Origin of the sequence: Variovorax sp. SRS16, assembly GCF_901827165.1 — a bacterium.
GTDB lineage: Bacteria > Pseudomonadota > Gammaproteobacteria > Burkholderiales > Burkholderiaceae_C > Variovorax.
In genome coordinates this window covers 3,749,872-3,767,679 of sequence record NZ_LR594666.1, presented here as the reverse complement: position 1 = coordinate 3,767,679, position 17,808 = coordinate 3,749,872, and the positions used below count along the sequence as shown (strand labels likewise).

At 68.3% G+C, this 17,808-nt stretch carries 20 protein-coding genes; 7 read left to right on the top strand and 13 right to left on the bottom strand.

The genetic code is table 11. From position 1 onward, the window contains the following. Positions 1–24: 24 nt before the first annotated feature. The 13 genes from fliR to fliF all read right to left on the bottom strand — a co-directional run bounded on the left by fliR (position 25) and on the right by fliF (position 11,304). Positions 25–819: a flagellar biosynthetic protein FliR gene (fliR, locus tag E5P2_RS18300; protein ID WP_162568521.1), complete on the bottom strand. Its 795-nt coding sequence runs from the start codon at positions 817–819 to the stop codon at positions 25–27. Further along, entirely contained in the window at positions 819–1,088 is a 270-nt protein-coding gene (fliQ, locus tag E5P2_RS18295; RefSeq protein WP_162568520.1) for a flagellar biosynthesis protein FliQ, read from the bottom strand. Before fliQ ends, fliR begins: the two co-directional genes overlap by 1 nt. Before the next feature lie 16 nt (positions 1,089–1,104). Beyond that, a complete protein-coding gene (gene fliP / locus E5P2_RS18290) occupies positions 1,105–1,797 on the bottom strand; it encodes a flagellar type III secretion system pore protein FliP (protein WP_174259945.1) in 693 nt (230 codons plus the stop codon). Positions 1,798–1,850: 53 nt separating this feature from the next. Further along, on the bottom strand, positions 1,851–2,336 hold the full coding sequence (gene fliO, locus E5P2_RS18285) for a flagellar biosynthetic protein FliO (protein WP_162568518.1): 486 nt from the start codon (positions 2,334–2,336) through the stop codon (positions 1,851–1,853). After that, a complete protein-coding gene (fliN, locus tag E5P2_RS18280) occupies positions 2,333–2,776 on the bottom strand; it encodes a flagellar motor switch protein FliN (RefSeq protein ID WP_162568517.1) in 444 nt (147 codons plus the stop codon). Before fliN ends, fliO begins: the two co-directional genes overlap by 4 nt. Next, positions 2,769–3,767 carry a flagellar motor switch protein FliM gene (gene fliM / locus E5P2_RS18275; RefSeq protein ID WP_162568516.1) on the bottom strand — a complete coding sequence of 333 codons (999 nt, stop codon included), beginning with the start codon at positions 3,765–3,767 and terminating at the stop codon, positions 2,769–2,771. Before fliM ends, fliN begins: the two co-directional genes overlap by 8 nt. A 21-nt stretch (positions 3,768–3,788) precedes the next feature. Next, on the bottom strand, positions 3,789–4,271 hold the full coding sequence (locus E5P2_RS18270; protein WP_162568515.1) for a flagellar basal body-associated FliL family protein: 483 nt from the start codon (positions 4,269–4,271) through the stop codon (positions 3,789–3,791). 120 nt (positions 4,272–4,391) lie between these two features. Further along, a complete protein-coding gene (locus E5P2_RS18265; RefSeq protein ID WP_162568514.1) occupies positions 4,392–5,780 on the bottom strand; it encodes a flagellar hook-length control protein FliK in 1,389 nt (462 codons plus the stop codon). A gap of 17 nt (positions 5,781–5,797) precedes the next feature. Next, entirely contained in the window at positions 5,798–6,253 is a 456-nt protein-coding gene (gene fliJ / locus E5P2_RS18260; protein ID WP_162568513.1) for a flagellar export protein FliJ, read from the bottom strand. 20 nt (positions 6,254–6,273) lie between these two features. Continuing rightward, entirely contained in the window at positions 6,274–7,683 is a 1,410-nt protein-coding gene (fliI, locus tag E5P2_RS18255; protein WP_162568512.1) for a flagellar protein export ATPase FliI, read from the bottom strand. 138 nt (positions 7,684–7,821) lie between these two features. Then, on the bottom strand, positions 7,822–8,598 hold the full coding sequence (fliH, locus tag E5P2_RS18250) for a flagellar assembly protein FliH (protein WP_232080748.1): 777 nt from the start codon (positions 8,596–8,598) through the stop codon (positions 7,822–7,824). Then, positions 8,585–9,583 (bottom strand): flagellar motor switch protein FliG, encoded by a 999-nt coding sequence (fliG, locus tag E5P2_RS18245; protein ID WP_162568511.1) that lies wholly within the window; start codon positions 9,581–9,583, stop codon positions 8,585–8,587. Before fliG ends, fliH begins: the two co-directional genes overlap by 14 nt. Continuing rightward, positions 9,580–11,304, bottom strand: coding sequence for a flagellar basal-body MS-ring/collar protein FliF (fliF, locus tag E5P2_RS18240; RefSeq protein WP_162568510.1), 1,725 nt, complete (start codon positions 11,302–11,304; stop codon positions 9,580–9,582). Before fliF ends, fliG begins: the two co-directional genes overlap by 4 nt. A 285-nt stretch (positions 11,305–11,589) precedes the next feature. Here fliF and fliE point away from each other — a divergent pair, with 285 nt between their 5' ends. The 7 genes from fliE (at position 11,590) to E5P2_RS18205 (ending at position 17,551) form a co-directional block, all read left to right on the top strand. After that, positions 11,590–11,919: a flagellar hook-basal body complex protein FliE gene (fliE, locus tag E5P2_RS18235; protein ID WP_162568509.1), complete on the top strand. Its 330-nt coding sequence runs from the start codon at positions 11,590–11,592 to the stop codon at positions 11,917–11,919. A 166-nt stretch (positions 11,920–12,085) separates the two neighbouring features. Beyond that, the gene (locus E5P2_RS18230; RefSeq protein ID WP_162568508.1) at positions 12,086–13,369 is read left to right on the top strand and encodes a FliC/FljB family flagellin; all 1,284 of its coding nucleotides are present in this window, start codon (positions 12,086–12,088) and stop codon (positions 13,367–13,369) included. 208 nt (positions 13,370–13,577) lie between these two features. Continuing rightward, positions 13,578–15,014 carry a flagellar filament capping protein FliD gene (gene fliD, locus E5P2_RS18225; RefSeq protein WP_162568507.1) on the top strand — a complete coding sequence of 479 codons (1,437 nt, stop codon included), beginning with the start codon at positions 13,578–13,580 and terminating at the stop codon, positions 15,012–15,014. A gap of 19 nt (positions 15,015–15,033) precedes the next feature. Continuing rightward, positions 15,034–15,456: a flagellar export chaperone FliS gene (gene fliS / locus E5P2_RS18220; RefSeq protein WP_162568506.1), complete on the top strand. Its 423-nt coding sequence runs from the start codon at positions 15,034–15,036 to the stop codon at positions 15,454–15,456. A 29-nt stretch (positions 15,457–15,485) separates the two neighbouring features. After that, on the top strand, positions 15,486–15,848 hold the full coding sequence (locus tag E5P2_RS18215; protein ID WP_232080747.1) for a flagellar protein FliT: 363 nt from the start codon (positions 15,486–15,488) through the stop codon (positions 15,846–15,848). A gap of 78 nt (positions 15,849–15,926) precedes the next feature. Further along, the gene (gene fliK / locus E5P2_RS18210; RefSeq protein ID WP_162568505.1) at positions 15,927–17,255 is read left to right on the top strand and encodes a flagellar hook-length control protein FliK; all 1,329 of its coding nucleotides are present in this window, start codon (positions 15,927–15,929) and stop codon (positions 17,253–17,255) included. Then, positions 17,252–17,551: an EscU/YscU/HrcU family type III secretion system export apparatus switch protein gene (locus tag E5P2_RS18205; RefSeq protein ID WP_162568504.1), complete on the top strand. Its 300-nt coding sequence runs from the start codon at positions 17,252–17,254 to the stop codon at positions 17,549–17,551. Before fliK ends, E5P2_RS18205 begins: the two co-directional genes overlap by 4 nt. Positions 17,552–17,808: the final 257 nt, after the last annotated feature.

The window sequence follows — 17,808 nt, the reverse complement described above, 5'->3', positions numbered from 1 at the left end:
GGATGACGCCATCCTACCGAGGACTCAGCGATGCAACGCCTGGGTCAACCCGAGCAGCGAAGCCAGCGCATCCGCAAAGCGCGGCTGGAGGAATGCGCCGAGTTGCGGCATCAGCAACCCCATCATCCCGATCCCCGCCAGCAGCGTCAGCGGAAACCCGACCGCAAAGATACTGAACTGCGGCGAAGCCCGATTGAGGATGCCCATCGCCAGATTGAGCGTCAGCAGCGCCGTCACCAGCGGCAGCGACAGCATCACCCCGGTCGAGAAAATCCGGCTCGCGCCCAGCACCAGGAACATCCATCCCTGCGCGGCCAGCGGCGCGTCGGCGATGGGCAGCGTCTGAAAGCTGTCAGCCAGTGCAGACACCAGCAGCAGATGACCATCGACGGCGATGAAGATCAGCATCGCCAGCATGTTGAGCAACTGCGCCACGACCATGGTGGAGCCGCCGCTCATCGGATCGAAGAAGGACGCGAAGGACAGGCCCATCTGCAGGCCGATGTACTCGCCCGCCGCCATCACGGCGGCGAAGACCATGCGCATGGTGAAGCCCATTGCGACGCCGATGAGCACCTGCTGCACCAGGATCCAGATGCCGCCGACCGAGACCACCGGCACCGGAGGCAGCGGCCCGAGCGTGGGCGCGAGCACGAGCGCGAGCAGTGCCGCGATCGCGACCTTGACCTGCCGCGGCACCCAGGTCTCGCCGAAGACCGGCGCGGTGCTGACCAGCGCCAGCATGCGGACGAAGGGCCACAGGAAGGCGACCAGCCACGCCGTCAGCTGGGCCGAGGTGACCGAGAAGACCGGCGGCATCAGCCCACGAGCTGCGGGATGCTCGCGAACAGCGCGCGGATGTAGTCGAGCATCTGCCCGAGCATCCAGGGACCGGCGATCACGAGGGTGACGAACACGGCCAGCAGTTTCGGGATGAAGGACAGCGTGGCCTCGTTGATCTGCGTGGCGGCCTGGAAGATGCTGATCACCAGGCCGACGACCAGTGCCACCAGCAGCAGCGGCGCACCGAGCAGCAGCGAGACCCGGATCGCCTGCGAGCCCATGGACATGATGGTTTCGGGTGTCATCGGCGGGTCCTCGCGGCTAGGTGTAGAAGCTCTGCGCCAGCGCGCCGATCAGCAACTGCCAGCCATCGGCCAGCACGAAGAGCATCAGCTTGAAGGGCAGCGCGATGCCGGCCGGCGGCACCATCATCATCCCCATCGACATCAGCACGCTGGCCACCACGAGGTCGATGATGAGGAAGGGAATGAAGATGGTGAAGCCGATCTGGAACGCGGTCTTCAATTCGCTGATGACGAAGGAGGGCAGCAGGATGCGCAGCGGCACGTCCTCGGGGCCCTGCATGTCGGGCACCTTGGCCAGGCGCGCGAACAGCGCCAGATCGTTCTCGCGCGTCTGGCGCAGCATGAAGGTCTTGAAGGGCTCGATGCCGCGCTCCAATGCCTTGTCGGCGCTGATCTTGTTTTCCGAGAGCGGCTTGTAGGCGTCGGTGTAGACCTTGTCGAACACCGGCGACATCACGAAGAAGGTCAGGAACAGCGACAGCCCGACCAGGATCTGATTGGGCGGCGACGATTGCGTGCCGATCGCGGTGCGCAAGAGGCCCAGCACGATCAGGATGCGCGTGAAGCTGGTCATGCTCAGCAGCAGCGCGGGCAGGAAGGACAGCGAAGTCAGCAGCACCAGCGTCTGCACGCTGAGCGACCAGGTCTGGCTGCCGCCGGGGCCGGGCGTGCTGGTCAGGCCGGGCAGGCCCTGCGCCCAGGCGGCCATCGGCAGTGCGGCGGCGAGCAGCAGGAGCGCGCCGCGCAGGAAGGTGTTGCGGCTCATGCGGCCGGACGCTGCTTGCCGCCGAGCGATTCGCGCAGCTTCTGCGCGAACAGGTCGATCGGCGTGCGCGCGGGCGCGTCGCCTGCGGCGAGCGCGTTCGGCAAGGCCTGGGCCGGCAGCGTGTGCAGCGTGTTGATCTGGCTCGCGGTCACGCCCAGCACCAGCCAGGTCGCGCCGACCTCGACCACCACCACGCGTTCGCGCTGGCCGACCATCGAGCTGGACAGCACCTTCACCAGCTGGCCGCCGCCGAAGCGCTGCAGGCCGAAGCGGCGCGCGAGCCAGGCGCACGCGAAGATCAGGCCGATCACGACCAGCATGCCGACGCCGGCCTGCAGCATGCCGGAGGCGCCGACCGCCGGCGCGGCCTCCGCGACCGGCGTGTGCACGGTCGGCAGCGCGGCCTGCGCGGGGAGGGCGGCCAGCGCCGCGATCCACGCCAGCGCGCGCGGTGCCTGCGGCCGGTGCCTTGCAGGGATCATGAGCGCGCGAGTTTCTGCATGCGTTCGGACGGCGTGATGATGTCGGTCAGCCGGATGCCGTACTTCTCGTTCACCACCACCACCTCGCCCTGCGCGATCAGGTAGCCGTTGATCAGCACGTCCAGCGGCTGGCCCGCGAGGCCGTCGAGTTCCACCACCGAACCCTGCGAGAGCTGCAGCAGGTTCTTGATGGTGATGCGGGTGCGGCCGATCTCGGCGGTGAGCTGCACGGGCACGTCGAGCACGCGCGTGAGATCGACGGGCGAGGTCACCGTGCCGGGCGCGGGCGGTGCCGCTTCCTGGATCTGCTGGAAGACCTGCGCGGTGGCCGGTGCTGCCACCGGTGCGGGTGCGGCGACCGGCGCGGCGGCCGCGGTCTGCTCGGCCAGCGCGCTGGCCCAGTCGTCCGCGTCGCCGGCGGAGGAGGTGTTGTCAGTCATGGTCGTTCTTCGAATCGCTGTCTTGGTGGGTGATCATGTGCTGCACGCGCAGCGCGTAGCGCTCGTTCGAGATGCCGAAGCCGCACTCCATCACCGGGATGCCGTCGACCTTGGCGGTGACCGTGGTCGGCAGCTCGATGGGCAGCACGTCGCCGACCTGGAGCTTGAGCACCTCGCCGATGGTGGAGGAGAGCGTCACGAAGTCGGCGCGCAGCTCGACGTCGGCGCTCTGCATCTGGCGCGACATCTGCGTGACCCAGCGCTTGTCGACCTCGACCTCGTCCTGGATCGGGTTGGACAGCAGGTCGCGGATCGGCTCGATCATCGAGTAGGGAATGCACACGTGCAGGAAGCCGCCGATCGGTCCGAACTCGATCTGCAGCGTGGTGTTCACCACCACCTCGTTGGGCGCCACGATGTTGGCCAGCTTGCCGTGCATCTCGGCGCGCACGTAGTCGAAGTTCAGCGGATACACCGGCTGCCAGGCGTCGCCGTAGCATTGCAGCGAGAGGTCCAGCAGGCGCTTGATGATGCGCTGCTCGGTGCGCGTGAAGTCGCGGCCCTCGACCCGCACGTGGTAGCGGCCGTCGCTGCCGAACAGGTTGTCGACGACCAGGAACACCAGCTTCGGATCGAACACGAAGAGTGCCGTGCCGCGCAGCGGCTTCATGTGCACCATGTTGATGTTGGCCGGCACCGGCAGGTGGCGCACGAATTCGCCGTACTGCTGGATCTGCACCGGCCCGACCGAGATGTCGGGGCTGCGGCGCATGAAGTTCAGGAGCGCGCTGCGCAGGCCGCGCGCGAAGCGGTCGTTGATGACCTCCAGCGTGTGCATGCGGCTGCGCACGACGCGGTCGGGCGCGCCGAGGTCGTAGGCCGGCAGGCCATCGCGCACCGGCGCGGGCGCCGCGGGTTGGTCGGTGCTGCCGGTGACGCCCTGCAGCAGCGCGTCGACCTCGTCCTGCGAGAGGACCTGTTCATAGGCCATGGATCGCTTGCCCGGACGCGGTCACTGCACCACGAAGGTGTTGAAGGAAACGCCGGCGATGCCCTGCGGCTTCAGGTCGTCGCCCAGCGGACGGTCCAGCTCGGCGCGGATCTCGTCGGCCAGCCGGGTCTTGTCCTCGGGCGAGACCAGCGAGTCGGGCGTGCGGTTGGCCAGCAGCATCAAGAGCCGGCTGCGCAGCTCGGGCATGAATTCCATGATCTGCGCCTTGGCCTTCTCGCCGTGCACCTTGAGCGCGACGCCGATGTGCAGGAAGCGCGGGCGGCCTTCGCCCTGGAGATTGACGGTGAGCGGCTCGAGCGCGATGAAGATCGGCTTCTCGGGCACCGGCGCGGCCACCTCCGCGGTCTTGAGTTTCGGCAGCACCACCACGTAGCCGGCCGTGGCGGCGGCGAGGAGTCCGATCGTGATCACCAACGCAAGGATGAGCAGTTTCGGCGAGCGGGCAGGAGGAGCTTCGAGTGCGACTGGAGGAGAGGTAGCCATGATGGAGCTGAATAACGGGTCGGGTCTATTCTTCGCGAACAGGCCGGCGGACGAACGAGCGATCAAGCGGGGAAAAGCGCTTCAGATCCCGTCATTGCCGCGCGGCCGCGCGCCGGGTGGTCAGGCGAAGGTGTCGAGGCCGGCCCTCGATGCATGCGCGGCATTCGGCCGCGCAGCCGGCACTGCGGCGGATGCGGCGAGGGCATCGCGGCGCGCAGTGCCCGGATAGTCCGGCGTGTTCGATGGGCGGCCCTGCTGCTGTGCTTGCTGTTCGAAGGCGCTGCCCTGGCCGGGCTGGCGCGCCTCGGCGCCGACCGAGGTCTGGCCCAGGCTGATGCCCTGGTCGGCGAGCGTGGTGCGCAACTGCGGCAGCGCGGCCTCGACGGCACGGCGCACGCTTTCGTGGGCCGAGACGAACATCGCCTGCGCCTGGTTGTCGCCGAGCGTCAGCGTGACCTTGAGCGGGCCGAGGCCCGCCGGGTTGAGGTTGAGTTCGGCGACATGCTGGCCGCTCGTGCTCATGCGGATCATCTGGTGTCCGATCGCCGTGCCCCATTCGCTGCTGCCGACGGGCGGCGCCACCGTCAGCACCGGCGTGGTGTTCGTGGTGACGGTCTGCCGTTCGATCGCCGTCGGCACCAGGGCCTGCAGCGGCGGCAGCGGCTGCGCGCCGGTCGTCGCGGCGGCATCGGCGCCGTCGCTGGTCGAGGCCTCGGGCGCGGCGGCGAGCTTGGCGGTGGCGGCTTCGATCGGGGCGCTTGCAGCCGTCTTCGCGGCGTTGGCCGGAGCGGTATTGGCGGCCGAGGGTGCTGCGGCAACGGACGATGCAGCGCTCGCGTTCGGCGGCTGCGCCGTGTTCGCCGCAGTGGGCAGGGCGGGCGATGGCGACGAGGGCGGCGCGGCGCTTGTCGCCTTGCTGGCGTCGGACGGTGGCATCGTCTTGGCGAGTTCGGCGCGCAGGCCGGTATCCAGCGGCGATCCGGGTTGCGCGGCCTTGGCCACGTCCTGCGCGGCGTCGGGCTTGGGCGCGGGATCGGCCTTCGATGCCGGATCTGCATCGGCCGCCGGCGTGGCCGTGGCCAGGTCCTGCGACGAAGCCATCTGCTGCGAGGCATCGTGCACGGCCTGCGGCAGCACGCCATCGGCCGGGGCACTCTTCGCGTTCGCTGCGCCCGGCGATGGCGTCGCCGCACCGGGCAGCGCCGGCGTCGGGGCCGCGACCACAGGCAGCACCGCCGGCGCGAGCAGCGCCATCACGTCGGCCGCGGACAGCTCGCTCTTTCTGCCCGCGGCGCGCTGCGGCTTGTGGGCGTCGGCGGCTTCGGCTTCGGGAAGCGCGGACGCGTCTTCGCGCGTCTTCGTCGATGCGGCCGTGGTGCGCACGCGGTCCAGCGCGGCGCCGAAGCTGCCGCCTTGCGAATCATCGGCAGTGCGTCCACGCGCGCCCGAAGGCGAGGCCGTCGGGCCGGACACGTTCGCAGGGGCGGCGGGCAGGATCATGGAAGGCATGGCGGCTCCGGAAAGCATCAGGGGATCGGGTGGGCGGGGCGGTCGAAGAACTTGCGCGCCGATCGCTCATCGCTCTCGCGCTGTTCGTTCTTGGCCTGCGCCAGCAGCTCCTGCCGGCGCACGCGCTCGGCCAGGGTGTCGAAGGAGTTGAGCCGGCGCTTGTGGTCCTGCCAGTCGACGCGTCCGTGGTCGACGCGGCTCGCGGCCTGGGCCGCGATGGCGCGCTGCTGGTCGATCGCGCCGTCGAGCGTGGCGAGGAAGTTCTGGTAGTTGCGCCACTTCGCCGTCGGCAGGCCCTGCATCATCAGCGCCTGCAGCTGGTCGTAGTAGTCGCGGCGGTACTGCTGCAGCAGCGCCAGCTTCTGGTCGGCGGTGATGCGCGCGGTCTGCAGCGTGCCGAGGCGGCGCGCGGCGTCGTCGGTCTGCGTGCGTTCCAGGTCGGTCAGCGTGTCGAGGGGAAGTCGCTGGGGCATGCGGAATCCTTGCGGTGCGGTCAGGCGGGTTCGAACAGCTTGGCCATGCGCGCGATCGAGCCCGCATAGTCGGTGCGCTCGGTCATCGATTGCTGCAGGAAGGCCTCGATGCGCGGATAAAGCGCGATCGCCTGGTCCAGCTGCAGGTCGTGGCCGGGCGCGTAGGCGCCGACGCTGATCAGGTCGCGGTTGCGCTGGTAGCGCGACAGCATCTGCTTGAAGCGCCGCACGGTGTCGAACTGCGCGGGCGTGATCAGCGCCGTCATGGCGCGGCTGATGGAGGCCTCGATGTCGATCGCCGGATAGTGGCCCGCTTCGGCCAGCGTGCGCGACAGCACCACGTGGCCGTCGAGGATCGCGCGCGCCGCGTCGGCGATCGGGTCCTGCTGGTCGTCGCCTTCGGACAGCACGGTGTAGAAGGCCGTGATGGAGCCGCCGCGGCCTTCGGCATCGCGCGCGCCGTTGCCGGCGCGCTCGACCAGCGCGGGCAGCTTGGCGAACACCGAGGGCGGATAGCCCTTGGTGGCCGGCGGCTCGCCGACGGCCAATGCGATCTCGCGCTGCGCCATCGCGTAGCGGGTCAGCGAATCCATGATCAGGAGCACGTTCCGGCCCTGGTCGCGGAAGTACTCGGCCAGGCAGGTCGCATAGGCGGCACCTTGCAGCCTGAGCAGCGGCGAGTTGTCGGCCGGCGCAGCGACCACGACGGCGCGCGCCAGGCCTTCCTCGCCGAGCGTGTTCTCGATGAAGTCCTTCACTTCGCGGCCGCGTTCGCCGATCAGGCCGACCACGATCACATCGGCGCTGGTGTAGCGCGCCATCATCCCGAGCAGCACGCTCTTGCCGACGCCGGAGCCGGCGAAGAGACCCATGCGCTGGCCGCGGCCGACGGTGAGCATGGCGTTGATGGCGCGCACGCCGACATCGAGCACCGAATCGATCGGCGCGCGCGACAGCGGATTCATCGGCGCCGAGGACAGCGGCACCTTGCGGCTGATGTCGAGCGGACCGAGCCCGTCGAGCGGACGGCCGGCGGCATCGACCACGCGGCCCAGCATGCCTTCCCCCACCGGCAGCCGCTTGGTGTGGGCATCGCCGACCGCGCCGCGTTCCATCAGGCCGGGCCGCGCGAACACGCGCGCGCCGGGCAGGAGGCCGGCCACTTCGCTTTGCGGCATCAGGAACAGGCGGTCGCCGGCAAAGCCGACCACTTCGGCCTCGGCATGGCGCAGCGGATAGCCGGGCGGCAGCTCGATCAGGCAGTCGCTGCCGACCGGCAGTTGAAGGCCGACCGCCTCGAGCACCAGACCGACGGCGCGCGTGAGGCGGCCCGAGGTCGTGGTGGTCGTGCAGCGGCTCACGTCGCTGCGTGCCTGGGCCAGCGTGCCGAGCCAGGATTGCAGGTGGGGATTGGGCTGGACGGTTGGCATCAGTTCAGTGCCTCCGCAGCGCTTCGCAAGCTGGGCTTTTTCGGGGAACACCGCGGAACCGGCTTGGCCGGGCCGCCGGTGTTGCCCCCTGCAAGGGGGTGGGCGGCCACACGAAGTGGGCAAGCCTGGGGGTGTGTCTCATGATGCGTCGACGTCGCGGCGCAGTGCGGCGGTCACGCTTTTCCAGCGCGTCTCGAGGCTCGCATCCATCTCGCCGCTGGCCGATTGCACGCGCACGCTGCCGCGCGCCATGGTGTCGTCGGGGCGCACCTGCCAGCCGGCGATCTGCAGTTCGTTGCCCAGGCTGTTCTTCACCAGCGCGACATCGTCGGGATGCAGCAGCAGGCGCGGCTCGCCCTGCAGCGCGGGCTCGGCATGCAGCAGGTCCTGCACCAGCGGCAGCACCCATTCGGGCTCGGCGCGCAGCGTGCGGTGCACCACCTGGCGTGCAACGTCGAGGGCCAGCGTGAGGATCGCATCGGCCAGTTCGCTCTGTGCGCGCTGCAGTGCGGCCGGCAGCGTCGCGGCCAGCGCGCGCAGGTGTTCGGCATGGGCGCTGGCGGCCGCCAGGCCCGTGGCCAGCCCTGCGGTGTGGCCTTCGGCATGGCCCTGGGTCCAGCCTTCCTGCCGGCCTTCGGCCTCGCCGAGGGCGCGTGCTTCCAGGCGCAGGCGGCGCAGTTCGGCTTCGTCGACCGATGCCTTCGCGATGGCCGGCAGGGCCACGCTCGCGGCGTCCGTCCTGCGGATGGCGAGCGTCGCGGGTGCCGGTTCGTTCAGCGTGCCCATCTCCCAGCGCTCCCAGGCGGAGACGACGGGCTTCGCGGCCTTGCCCGCGTCACCTGCGCGCGTGGGCACGTAGGCGGAGGCCAGGCGCGCTCGCGCGCCCGATGGGGAAGGCTGCTTAGACAAAGTCATCGGTGCCCGGCGTGGAGATCACGATCTCGCCGGCCTCGGAGAGACGGCGCGCGACTTGCAGGATGGCCTTCTGCTCGGCCTCGACCTGCGACACGCGCACCGGGCCGCGCAGCTCCATGTCCTCGCGCAGCGTCTCGGCGGCGCGCTGCGACATGTTGTTGAGGAACTTGTCGCGCAGCTCCTGCGGCGCGCCCTTGAGCGCGATGATGAGCGACTCGGATTCGATGTCCTTGAGCAGGCGCTGGATGCTGCGGTCTTCCAGGCTCAGCAGGTTCTCGAACACGAACATCTCGTCGACGATGCGCTGCGCCAGGGCTTCGTCCTGTTCGCGCACGTGGGCGATGGCTTCTTCTTCCTGCGCGGTGGTCATCAGGTTGACGATCTCGGCCGCGGTGCGCACGCCGCCCAGGCGGCTGCGCTTGAGGCCCTGGCCCGACAGCATCTCGGTCAGCACGTCGGTGAGCTCGTGCAGCGCCGCCGGCTGCACGCCGCCGAAGGTGGCGATGCGCATGACCACGTCGTGGCGCAGGCGTGCCGGCAGTTTCTCGAGCACCTCCGACGCCTTCATGCGGTCGAGGTGGATCAGGAGCGTGGCGAGGATCTGCGGATGCTCGTCGCGCACCAGCTCGGCGACCTCGCCGGCCTCCAGTTCGTTGAGGCGCTCGATGCCGCCGTGCGGTTCCTCGGGCTGCAGGATGTCTTCCAGCAGGTTGCTGGCGCGGTCGTCGCCGAGCGCCTTCTTCAGCACCGCGCGGATGTAGCTGCTCGAACCCAGGTGCAGGGCCGACAGCTGCTCGGTCTCCTCGCGGAATTCGGTGAGCACCGACATCAGCTCGTCCTTGGACACCTGGCTCAGCTTGGACATCGCGATGCCCAGCGTCTGCACCTCGGAGGTCGGCAGATGCGCCAGCGCCGCCGCGGCGCGGTCTTCGCCCAGGGCCATCAGCAGGATGGCGCTCTTGCGGGTTCCCGGTTCGCTGCTCATGGCGTGTTCATCCAGTGCTGAATCAGCGCGGCGACCAGCTTCGGATCGCGGTCGGCGGTTTGGTGTGCGTAGTCCATGATGGCCTTCTGGCGGTTCACTTCGCGGTCCTGCAGGCTTTCTTCGGGCGCCGGCGCCTGCGCTTGCGTCGGCGCCTCGACCGGTGCCGGCGGCGCGGCCACGGGGGCGGGTGGTGGTGGTGGCGGCGGCGGCGCGAGGTGCTTGCGCATCAGCGGGCGCAGCACGGCAAGCCAGGCGAACAGGGCCAGGCCGGCGAGCAGCAGGTAGGGGGCGATGGACTTGCCGAGGTCGAGGTTCTCGCGGTCGCGCCAGAACGGGACTTGCGGTGCCGGCGGCTCCTTGTCTTCCTGGGCGAATGTGCTGTTGACGACGTTGAGCGAATCGCCGCGCTCCTGGCTGAAGCCGACGGCCTCGCGCGCGAGGTTCCTGATCTGGTCGAGCTCGGCGGGCGTGAGGGCGCGCGCCGTGCTCTTGCCGGAACCGTCGGCGACTTCGCGGTCGTTGACCACCACCGCGACCGACAGGCGCTTGACGGCACCCGCGCCCTGCTGCACGTGGCGGATCGAGCGGTCGAGTTCGTAGTTGGTCGTCACGTCGCGGCGCGTGCTGCCGGGGCCGGCCGGCGCGGTGGTGGTGGTGGTCGTGGCGCTGGCAGGGACGCCGGGCGCTCCGGGCGGCACGGGTGCGGCGGTGCCGTTGGCCGGCTTGGGCGTGAGGATCGGCGCGCTCGGATTGGTCGGCGGCTGGTTCGTCAACGCGCCCGGGATGCCGCCCGGCGGCGTGCCGCCATGCTGGCTCGATTCGCTGGACTGCTGGCTGCGCACCGCCATCGAGGCGGGGTCCTGGTTGGGGCGGTATTTCTCGTCGGTGTTCTCGACCACCGAGAAGTCGATCTCCGCCGCGACCTGCGCGCGCACGTTGGCGGCGCCGAGGATGGGCTGCAGGATGGCCTCGATGCGGCGCACGTAGCCCTGCTCGATCTCCTGCGTGTACTTGAGCTGGCTCACGTCCAGCCCGCGCGCGCCGCTGTTGGCCGCGGACAGCAGGTTGCCGCGCTGGTCGACCACGGTCACGCTCTTGGCGTCGAGCTCGGGCACGCTGCTGGAAATCATGTGGACGATGGCGCTGACCTGGCCTTCGTCGATGCTGCGGCCGCGCTGCAGGTTGAGCACCACCGAGGCCGAGGGCTTCTTCTGGTCGCGCACGAACAGCGAGGGCTTGGGCAGCGCCAGGTGCACGCGCGCCGATTCGACGGTGCCGATCGATTCGATGGAGCGCGCGAGCTCGCCTTCGAGCGCGCGCTGGTAGTTGACCTGCTCGGCGAACTGGCTGGTGCCGAACTTCTGGTTGTCCATCAGTTCGAAGCCGACGCCGCCGCCCTTGGGCAGGCCCTGCGCGGCGAGCTGCAGGCGCACCTCGGGCACCTTGTCGCTCGCCACCAGGATCGCGCCGCCGCCCTCGGCGAACTTGTAGGGCACGTTCATCTGCTGCAGCGAGGCGATGATCGCGCCGCCGTCGCGGTCCGACACGTTGGTGTAGAGCACCTTGTAGTCAGGGGCGCGGCTCCAGAGCATGAAGGCGGCGGCCGCCGCCACCAGTGCTGCCGCGCCGACGATGAGGGGCAGCCTGGGCTGCGCGCGCAGCTTGTCGAACAGCTGCGGCGCGGGCGTCGCGGCCCCGTCCAGAGTGGCCGTCGAACTCATGCGCGGACTCCCATGACGACAGGTGCCAGGCGGGCCATGGTCATGGAGAGGAAGGGGAGTCGTCGATGTTCAGAGGTCATGCCGCGGGGCTGGTGGTGTCACTGGCAGGCTGTTCGTTTCGGCGTTCATTGTCTGCAGCCGATGCGATTTCGATTGGTCGAACAGCCGGGGCTTTTGCCATCAGTTGGCGGCATGCCGAAAGGCCTTGCGCTGCTACGCTGACGGCACCCGGAAGTGCCTCGGTGCTTCCATGCCAACCCGAAAGCCACAAGGAAAAGATCAGCCATGTCGATCTCCGCCATCGAGTCCGTCCTGCAGCAGATGCGCGCCACCGCGCTCCAGGCAGGCTTCGCCCCGCCCGCCGGCCCGGCCTCCGCTGCCGGCGCCGAGCCGGGTGGCTTCGCCGCCGAGCTCAAGCGCTCCATCGACAACATCAGCGGCGCGCAGCAGAAGGCCTACGGCCAGGCCGAAGCCTTCGAGCTGGGCAAGCCCGGCGTCGCGCTGAACGACGTGATGGTCGACCTGCAGAAGGCCAACGTGGCCTTCCAGACCGGGCTGCAGGTGCGCAATCGCCTGGTCGCGGCCTACCAGGAAGTGATGAACCTGCCAGCCTGACCGGCCCGCGCAGGGTGAGCGTGCGCTTTTTTGACGGCCCCCCTAAATGTTTGGAAACCCCTGCCGATAACTAACTCAACGATGGCTTGAGTCTCACCACAAAGAGCGGGTCCAGCGTTACGGCCTCGTGCCGGTTTCCACAACCTTTGTCAATCAGGAGTCGAAAATGGCGCAAGTCATCAACACCAATTCACTTTCCCTGCTCACGCAGAACAACCTGAACAAGTCGCAGGCATCGCTCAACACCGCGATCCAGCGCCTGTCGTCGGGCTTGCGCATCAACAGCGCCAAGGACGACGCCGCCGGTCAGGCCATCGCCAACCGCTTCACGGCCAACATCAACGGCCTGACGGTTGCACAGCGCAATGCCAACGACGGCATCTCGCTGGCGCAGACGACGGAAGGTGCATTGACCGAAGTCAACAACAATCTGCAGCGCGTTCGCGAACTGGCCGTGCAAGCCGCCAACGGTTCCAACTCGCCCTCCGACCTGAAGTCGATCCAGGACGAAATCACGCAGCGCCTGGCTGAAATCGATCGCACCTCGCAGCAGACCGACTTCAACGGCGTGAAGGTTCTCTCGGCCGGCGCCAAGCCGCTGAGCATCCAGGTCGGTGCCAACGACGGCGAAACCATCAACATCGACCTCAAGCAGATCGACACCTCGACACTCGGCCTGAAGGGCTTTTCGGTGGCCAACAACGCGCTGCCGACCAGCGCGGCGATCACGCAGACCAACCTGAGCGGTACGCCCGCCGCGGTCGACCTGTCGGCCGTCGCGACGGACCTCGGCGTCAGCGGCAGCTCGCTGAGCCTGCACAACGTGCTCGACAAGAACGGTGCTGCGACGGCCAATTTCGTCGTCCAGTCCGGCAGCGACTTCTATGCCGCTTCGGTCGATGACACCACCGGCAAGGTCGTGCTCAACACCGCGCAAGTCGGCTTCACCGACACCGACAACGGCGTGACGCCTGCGGTGACGCTCGCCAACCAGCACATCAAGGTCGGCGTGGATGCCAACGGCGCGGCCACGGGCTACGTGACGGTGCAAGGCAAGAACTTCGACATCACCGCGGCTTCGATCGCCAACGGCGGCGCCACCGCCACGGACACGACCCCGACCGCCATCGAACTGAGCACGGCCACCCCGACCGCCCAGTTCGCCGGTGCCTCGTCGGTCGACCCGATGAAGACGATCGACGCCGCGCTGAAGATGGTCGACGACCTGCGCAGCTCGCTCGGCGCGGTGCAGAACCGTTTCGACTCGACGATCTCCAACCTCGGCACCACGGTGACCAATCTGTCTTCCTCGCGTTCGCGCATCGAGGACGCCGACTACGCAACGGAAGTGTCGAACATGACCCGCGCGCAGATCCTGCAGCAAGCCGGCACCTCGGTGCTGGCCCAGGCCAACCAGACCACGCAGGGCGTGCTCTCGCTCCTGCGCTAAACGGCAGGACGCGTCAGGCCCTTCCCGAAAGGGAAGGGCAAGGTTGGGTGCAGGCGTTCGGGTTTCGGCCCGAAGCCGCCTGCGCTGTCCTCTGCGGTCTGGGTCTCGCGGGCCGAGACCGCAGAGGACAGCGAAGCGCAACGAATTTTCAATCGCGCGCCATGGCCCCGGCGGCCGGCACGCGTTCAATGACAGGAATGATCGCACCATGACCATCAGCAGCATCGGCGTCGGATCGGGTCTCGATCTGAGCACCCTGCTCACGCAGCTCCAGACGGCGGAAAGCCAGCCGCTGGTCGACCTGCAGAGCCGCCAGACGAGCTACACCACCAAGCTGTCGGCCTATGGGCAGTTGCAGAGCTCGCTCAACACGCTGCAGGCCGCGGCCGACAAGCTGTCCGCACCCTCGCTGTTCCAGGGCGTCAAGGCGAGCTCCAGCGCGTCGGACGTGCTGTCCGCCACGACCGACACGACCGCGGTCGCCGGCAGCTACGCGATCAACGTCACGCAGATGGCGCAGTCGCAGGCGCTGGTCGCGACGGGCCAGGCCAGCGCGAAGACGGTGATCGGCCACGGCACCATCAGCTTCGACTTCGGCACCATCACCGGCGGCAGCTTCGACGCGGCGACCGGCAAGTACACCGGTGCCGGCTTCACGCCGGACACCACCCGCACGGCGGCCCCCATCACGATCGACGCCAGCAACGACACGCTCGAAGGCATCCGCGACGCCATCAACAAGGCCAAGATCGGCGTCACGGCCAGCATCGTCAACGACGGCAGCGGCACGCCCAACCGTCTGGTGCTGACCTCCACGCAGACCGGCCAGGCGTCGAGCATGAAGATCTCCGTGACCGGCGACACCACGCTGCAGAACCTGCTCGGCAACGACCCGGCCGGCGCCCAGAGCATGCAGCAGACTCTCAAGGGCCAGGATGCGCAGCTCACGGTGAACGGCATCGCCATCACCAGCGCCAGCAACACGGTCAAGGAGGCGATCCAGGGCACCACGCTGAACGTGGCGAAGATCGGCAGCAGCAACGTGAACCTGAGCACGGACACCGCATCGGTGGCGTCGGCGGTCAACGATTTCGTGAAGGCCTTCAACGGCCTGCAAGGCATGGCCGCCACGCTGACGGCCTACAACGCAGACACCAAGCAGGCGGCTCCGCTGCTCGGCGACGCGACGCTGCGCAACCTCCAGACGCGCATCCGGCAGACCTTGACCACGCCCCAGGATGGCGGTCCGAACGACATGAAGGTGCTGTCCGAGATCGGCGTCTCCTTCCAGAAGGACGGCACGCTGGCGGTGGACTCCGACAAGCTCAACGCCGCGCTGGCGAACAACCTCGAGGGCGTCTCGCACCTGTTCGCCAGCGCGGACGGCAGCACGGCCGGCTATGGCAAGCAACTGAGCGCCCTGGTCACCAATGTGACCTCGAGCGGCGGTGCCCTGAAGACCGCGACGGACGGCATCAACACCACCCTCAAGCAACTCGACGACCAGTACACGGCCATGTCGGCGCGCGTCGACGACACGGTGGCCCGCTATCGCGCGCAGTTCAATCAGCTCGACGTGCTGATGAGCAGCATGAACAACACCATGACCTACCTCACGCAGCAGTTCGCTGCGATGAACAAGTAAGACCCGTCCGGAGCCCTCGATGTACACACCCCACACCTATCGAACCGGCGCCAGCGCCTACGCGCAAGTCGGCGTGGAAACCGGTGCGATGAGCGCATCGCCGCATCAGCTGATCTGCCTCCTGTTCGACGGCGCCAAGACGGCGCTCGCGATGGCGCGGCACCACATGGCCCGCGGCGATGTGCCGGCCAAGGGCAAGGCGATCTCGCATGCCATCAGCATCATCGACGGCGGGCTCAAGGCCAGCCTCGATGCCAAGGCAGCGGGCGCCGGTGGTGCGGAGCTGGTCGGCAACCTGGCGGCGCTCTACGACTACATCAACCAGCGTCTTCTGCGGGCCAACCTGCGCAACGACGCCGGCGCGCTCGACGAAGCCGACCGGCTGCTCGAGAACGTCGCCTCGGCATGGCGTGAAATCGATGTCGTCCGTCCCGGCCACTGATCAACTACTACAGGACAACGCTGCCCGACATGACAGCCGAACAGCAGACAGGGAGAAAAATGGCAACCCGAAGTGAGGTCATTCATTGCTACAGCCAACTCGCCGCGTGCCTTGCACTCATGGTGAAGCTGGCTCGCGCGAAGGAGTGGGGCCGGCTTCCCGAACTGGAGATCCAATGTGCGGGGATCGTCGAACGCCTGAAGGTCGTCGAACCCATGGAGTTGCTGGACTCGGAGCAGATGCAGGAAGCGCGGCGGCTGATGGAACGCATCCATGCCGATCAGGACGAGGTCTGCCAACTGGTCAAGCCGCAGCTGGAAAAGCTGGTGGCGAGGATGTCCTTCCTGCAGCAGCAGAAGAATCTGGACAAGATCTACGGGCTGCCGCATTGAGCAGAGCACTCGCGTCATGAGTGCCGCCCGGCCGCCCGAAGGCGCTCGCACCGCAGCCCGCAGGGCGGAGGTTGTCTTATGACAGGATTGACCGGACTGATCGACACGCTGCTCGCCGCGAAGCTTTCGCAGCGGCTGGACGTGCTGGCGATCAAGTCCGAGGTCGAGATCGCGGGACCGGGGCCGGTGATCCAGGCCCAGAAGGTCGACAACGACACTCGCCTGCTTTCCAACGCCGCGCTCGATCGGCAGATTGCCGCCGACGCGTCTGCCGGATCGCAGCCGGCCATGGCGCCGGCACCTGCCGCGCAGCTTTCCGTGGCGGCACGCGCGATTGGCGTCCTGCTGGCGGAAATCCGGGCGGATGCGGGACCGGTGCGCGACGCCGCGCCGGTCTGGCCTTCCGCGAGTACGCCGTCGGCCGAAGCGCTCGCGTCCACGCTGGCGCGAGCAGTGTCCGTGAGCGGGCTCTTCTACGAATCGCATCTGGCCCAGTTCGCTGCCGGCCAGCGCACGCTGGCGCAACTCGCACAGGAGCCGCAGGCGGCCTGGGGCGCGCCCGCTGCGGCGTCTTCGCGACCGATGCCAACGCCCGTCGAGGCGACGGCGGCCGGTACGCCGGTGCGCGCGGCGCCGGGCGCGAGCCCGGCATGGCCGGTCGCCGATGGCGGCCCCGGTGCAATCTCCGGCTTGCTCTCCGAAGCGGCCGACGCACCGGCGTCCATCGAGTCTGCCGCATCGTCGCCGGCCGCCGCGCGTCCGCCCGGCGTGACCGAGGAACGCGGCGCCGTCGCGCCACGCGTCGCTGCATCGCCTTCCGAAACGCACGCTGCCGTCGGCGCCCTTCGCGCCGATGCGGTGCGCGTGCAGGCAACCTATCGCCAGACCGATGCCATGGCGACGGGAACGGCGCTGGACACCGCGGCGCTGCATCGCCTGGCCGACACCGCGCCTGGCGCGGAAGGCGTGTCGGCGACGAGCGGGGCGGCCAGGGCGCTGGCGCCTGCCGACATCATTCATCCCCAGGCGGCGACGATCGTCCACCAGCAGCTCGATCTTCTGGCCACGGCCGTCTTCCGCTGGAGCGGCGAGGCATGGCCCGGCGCACCCATGGCGTGGTCCATCCGCGAAGACAACGAAGACGAGGCCGCGGGCCGGCATGCCGGTGCGGCGGACGAAGCGCCTGCGCGCCGCTGGACGACGACGCTCTCGCTCAGCTTGCCGAGGCTGGGCGCCGTGGATGTGCGGCTGAGCCTCGCAGAACCGATGGTGCAGGCGCAGGTCGCGGCCAGCGACCCGGGCACGCTGGCCGATCTGCGGATGGAGGGCCGTGCACTGGCTCGCCGCCTCGAGACGATCGGTCTTCGGCTCCAGGATCTCCAGATCACCGGAATGCCTCGGCCATGAGCAGCGCAATGGACGATCGCCAAAGTGCCGTGGCACTGTCTCGTCCCGACCCTGCCGGGGCACCGACGGTCGTGGCCAAGGGCTACGGGGTGGTGGCCGAATCGATCATGCGCGAGGCGCGGGCGAACGGCCTGTACGTTCATGCATCGCCCGATCTGGTGCGGCTTCTGATGCAGGTCGACCTCGACCAGCAGATCCCGCCCCGGCTGTACCTTGCCGTGGCCGAGATCATGGCCTGGCTCCATGGCCTCGACGCCGCGGCCAAATCTTCGGCGAGCCCTACAGTTTTCGACTGACCTGCCGATATAGGCAGGGAGAGAAGAAAGAAAGTGCGACGCGGACTCCGGGCGCGGCGTTGACGGCTGTTTTTTGAATTGATACGTTTTGTTTCCTTTAATAAAACCATCATGCAAATGCTTGGCTAATTAAGACTAGTACTTTTTGTTACTAAATTTGAAATAATACTTTTTTTCTAAAAACTAATGAGACCTGGGTGAGTGGAATTTTGAATGAATTAGGACTACATCCAGAGTGTCGACGAGTTGGTTGTGTC

What these genes read in the sequence shown, in the direction of transcription:
- E5P2_RS18205 (WP_162568504.1), top strand. Translation starts at nt 17,252, where the DNA reads ATGAGCAGCGCAATGGACGATCGCCAAAGTGCCGTGGCACTGTCTCGT.
- fliS (WP_162568506.1), top strand. Translation starts at nt 15,034, where the DNA reads ATGTACACACCCCACACCTATCGAACCGGCGCCAGCGCCTACGCGCAA.
- fliQ (WP_162568520.1), bottom strand. Translation starts at nt 1,088, where the DNA reads ATGACACCCGAAACCATCATGTCCATGGGCTCGCAGGCGATCCGGGTC.
- fliO (WP_162568518.1), bottom strand. Translation starts at nt 2,336, where the DNA reads ATGATCCCTGCAAGGCACCGGCCGCAGGCACCGCGCGCGCTGGCGTGG.
- fliP (WP_174259945.1), bottom strand. Translation starts at nt 1,797, where the DNA reads ATGGCCGCCTGGGCGCAGGGCCTGCCCGGCCTGACCAGCACGCCCGGC.
- fliK (WP_162568505.1), top strand. Translation starts at nt 15,927, where the DNA reads ATGACAGGATTGACCGGACTGATCGACACGCTGCTCGCCGCGAAGCTT.
- fliI (WP_162568512.1), bottom strand. Translation starts at nt 7,683, where the DNA reads ATGCCAACCGTCCAGCCCAATCCCCACCTGCAATCCTGGCTCGGCACG.
- fliR (WP_162568521.1), bottom strand. Translation starts at nt 819, where the DNA reads ATGCCGCCGGTCTTCTCGGTCACCTCGGCCCAGCTGACGGCGTGGCTG.
- fliJ (WP_162568513.1), bottom strand. Translation starts at nt 6,253, where the DNA reads ATGCCCCAGCGACTTCCCCTCGACACGCTGACCGACCTGGAACGCACG.
- fliD (WP_162568507.1), top strand. Translation starts at nt 13,578, where the DNA reads ATGACCATCAGCAGCATCGGCGTCGGATCGGGTCTCGATCTGAGCACC.
- E5P2_RS18270 (WP_162568515.1), bottom strand. Translation starts at nt 4,271, where the DNA reads ATGGCTACCTCTCCTCCAGTCGCACTCGAAGCTCCTCCTGCCCGCTCG.
- fliH (WP_232080748.1), bottom strand. Translation starts at nt 8,598, where the DNA reads ATGACTTTGTCTAAGCAGCCTTCCCCATCGGGCGCGCGAGCGCGCCTG.
- fliE (WP_162568509.1), top strand. Translation starts at nt 11,590, where the DNA reads ATGTCGATCTCCGCCATCGAGTCCGTCCTGCAGCAGATGCGCGCCACC.
- E5P2_RS18265 (WP_162568514.1), bottom strand. Translation starts at nt 5,780, where the DNA reads ATGCCTTCCATGATCCTGCCCGCCGCCCCTGCGAACGTGTCCGGCCCG.
- fliF (WP_162568510.1), bottom strand. Translation starts at nt 11,304, where the DNA reads ATGAGTTCGACGGCCACTCTGGACGGGGCCGCGACGCCCGCGCCGCAG.
- E5P2_RS18215 (WP_232080747.1), top strand. Translation starts at nt 15,486, where the DNA reads ATGACAGCCGAACAGCAGACAGGGAGAAAAATGGCAACCCGAAGTGAG.
- fliN (WP_162568517.1), bottom strand. Translation starts at nt 2,776, where the DNA reads ATGACTGACAACACCTCCTCCGCCGGCGACGCGGACGACTGGGCCAGC.
- fliM (WP_162568516.1), bottom strand. Translation starts at nt 3,767, where the DNA reads ATGGCCTATGAACAGGTCCTCTCGCAGGACGAGGTCGACGCGCTGCTG.
- E5P2_RS18230 (WP_162568508.1), top strand. Translation starts at nt 12,086, where the DNA reads ATGGCGCAAGTCATCAACACCAATTCACTTTCCCTGCTCACGCAGAAC.
- fliG (WP_162568511.1), bottom strand. Translation starts at nt 9,583, where the DNA reads ATGAGCAGCGAACCGGGAACCCGCAAGAGCGCCATCCTGCTGATGGCC.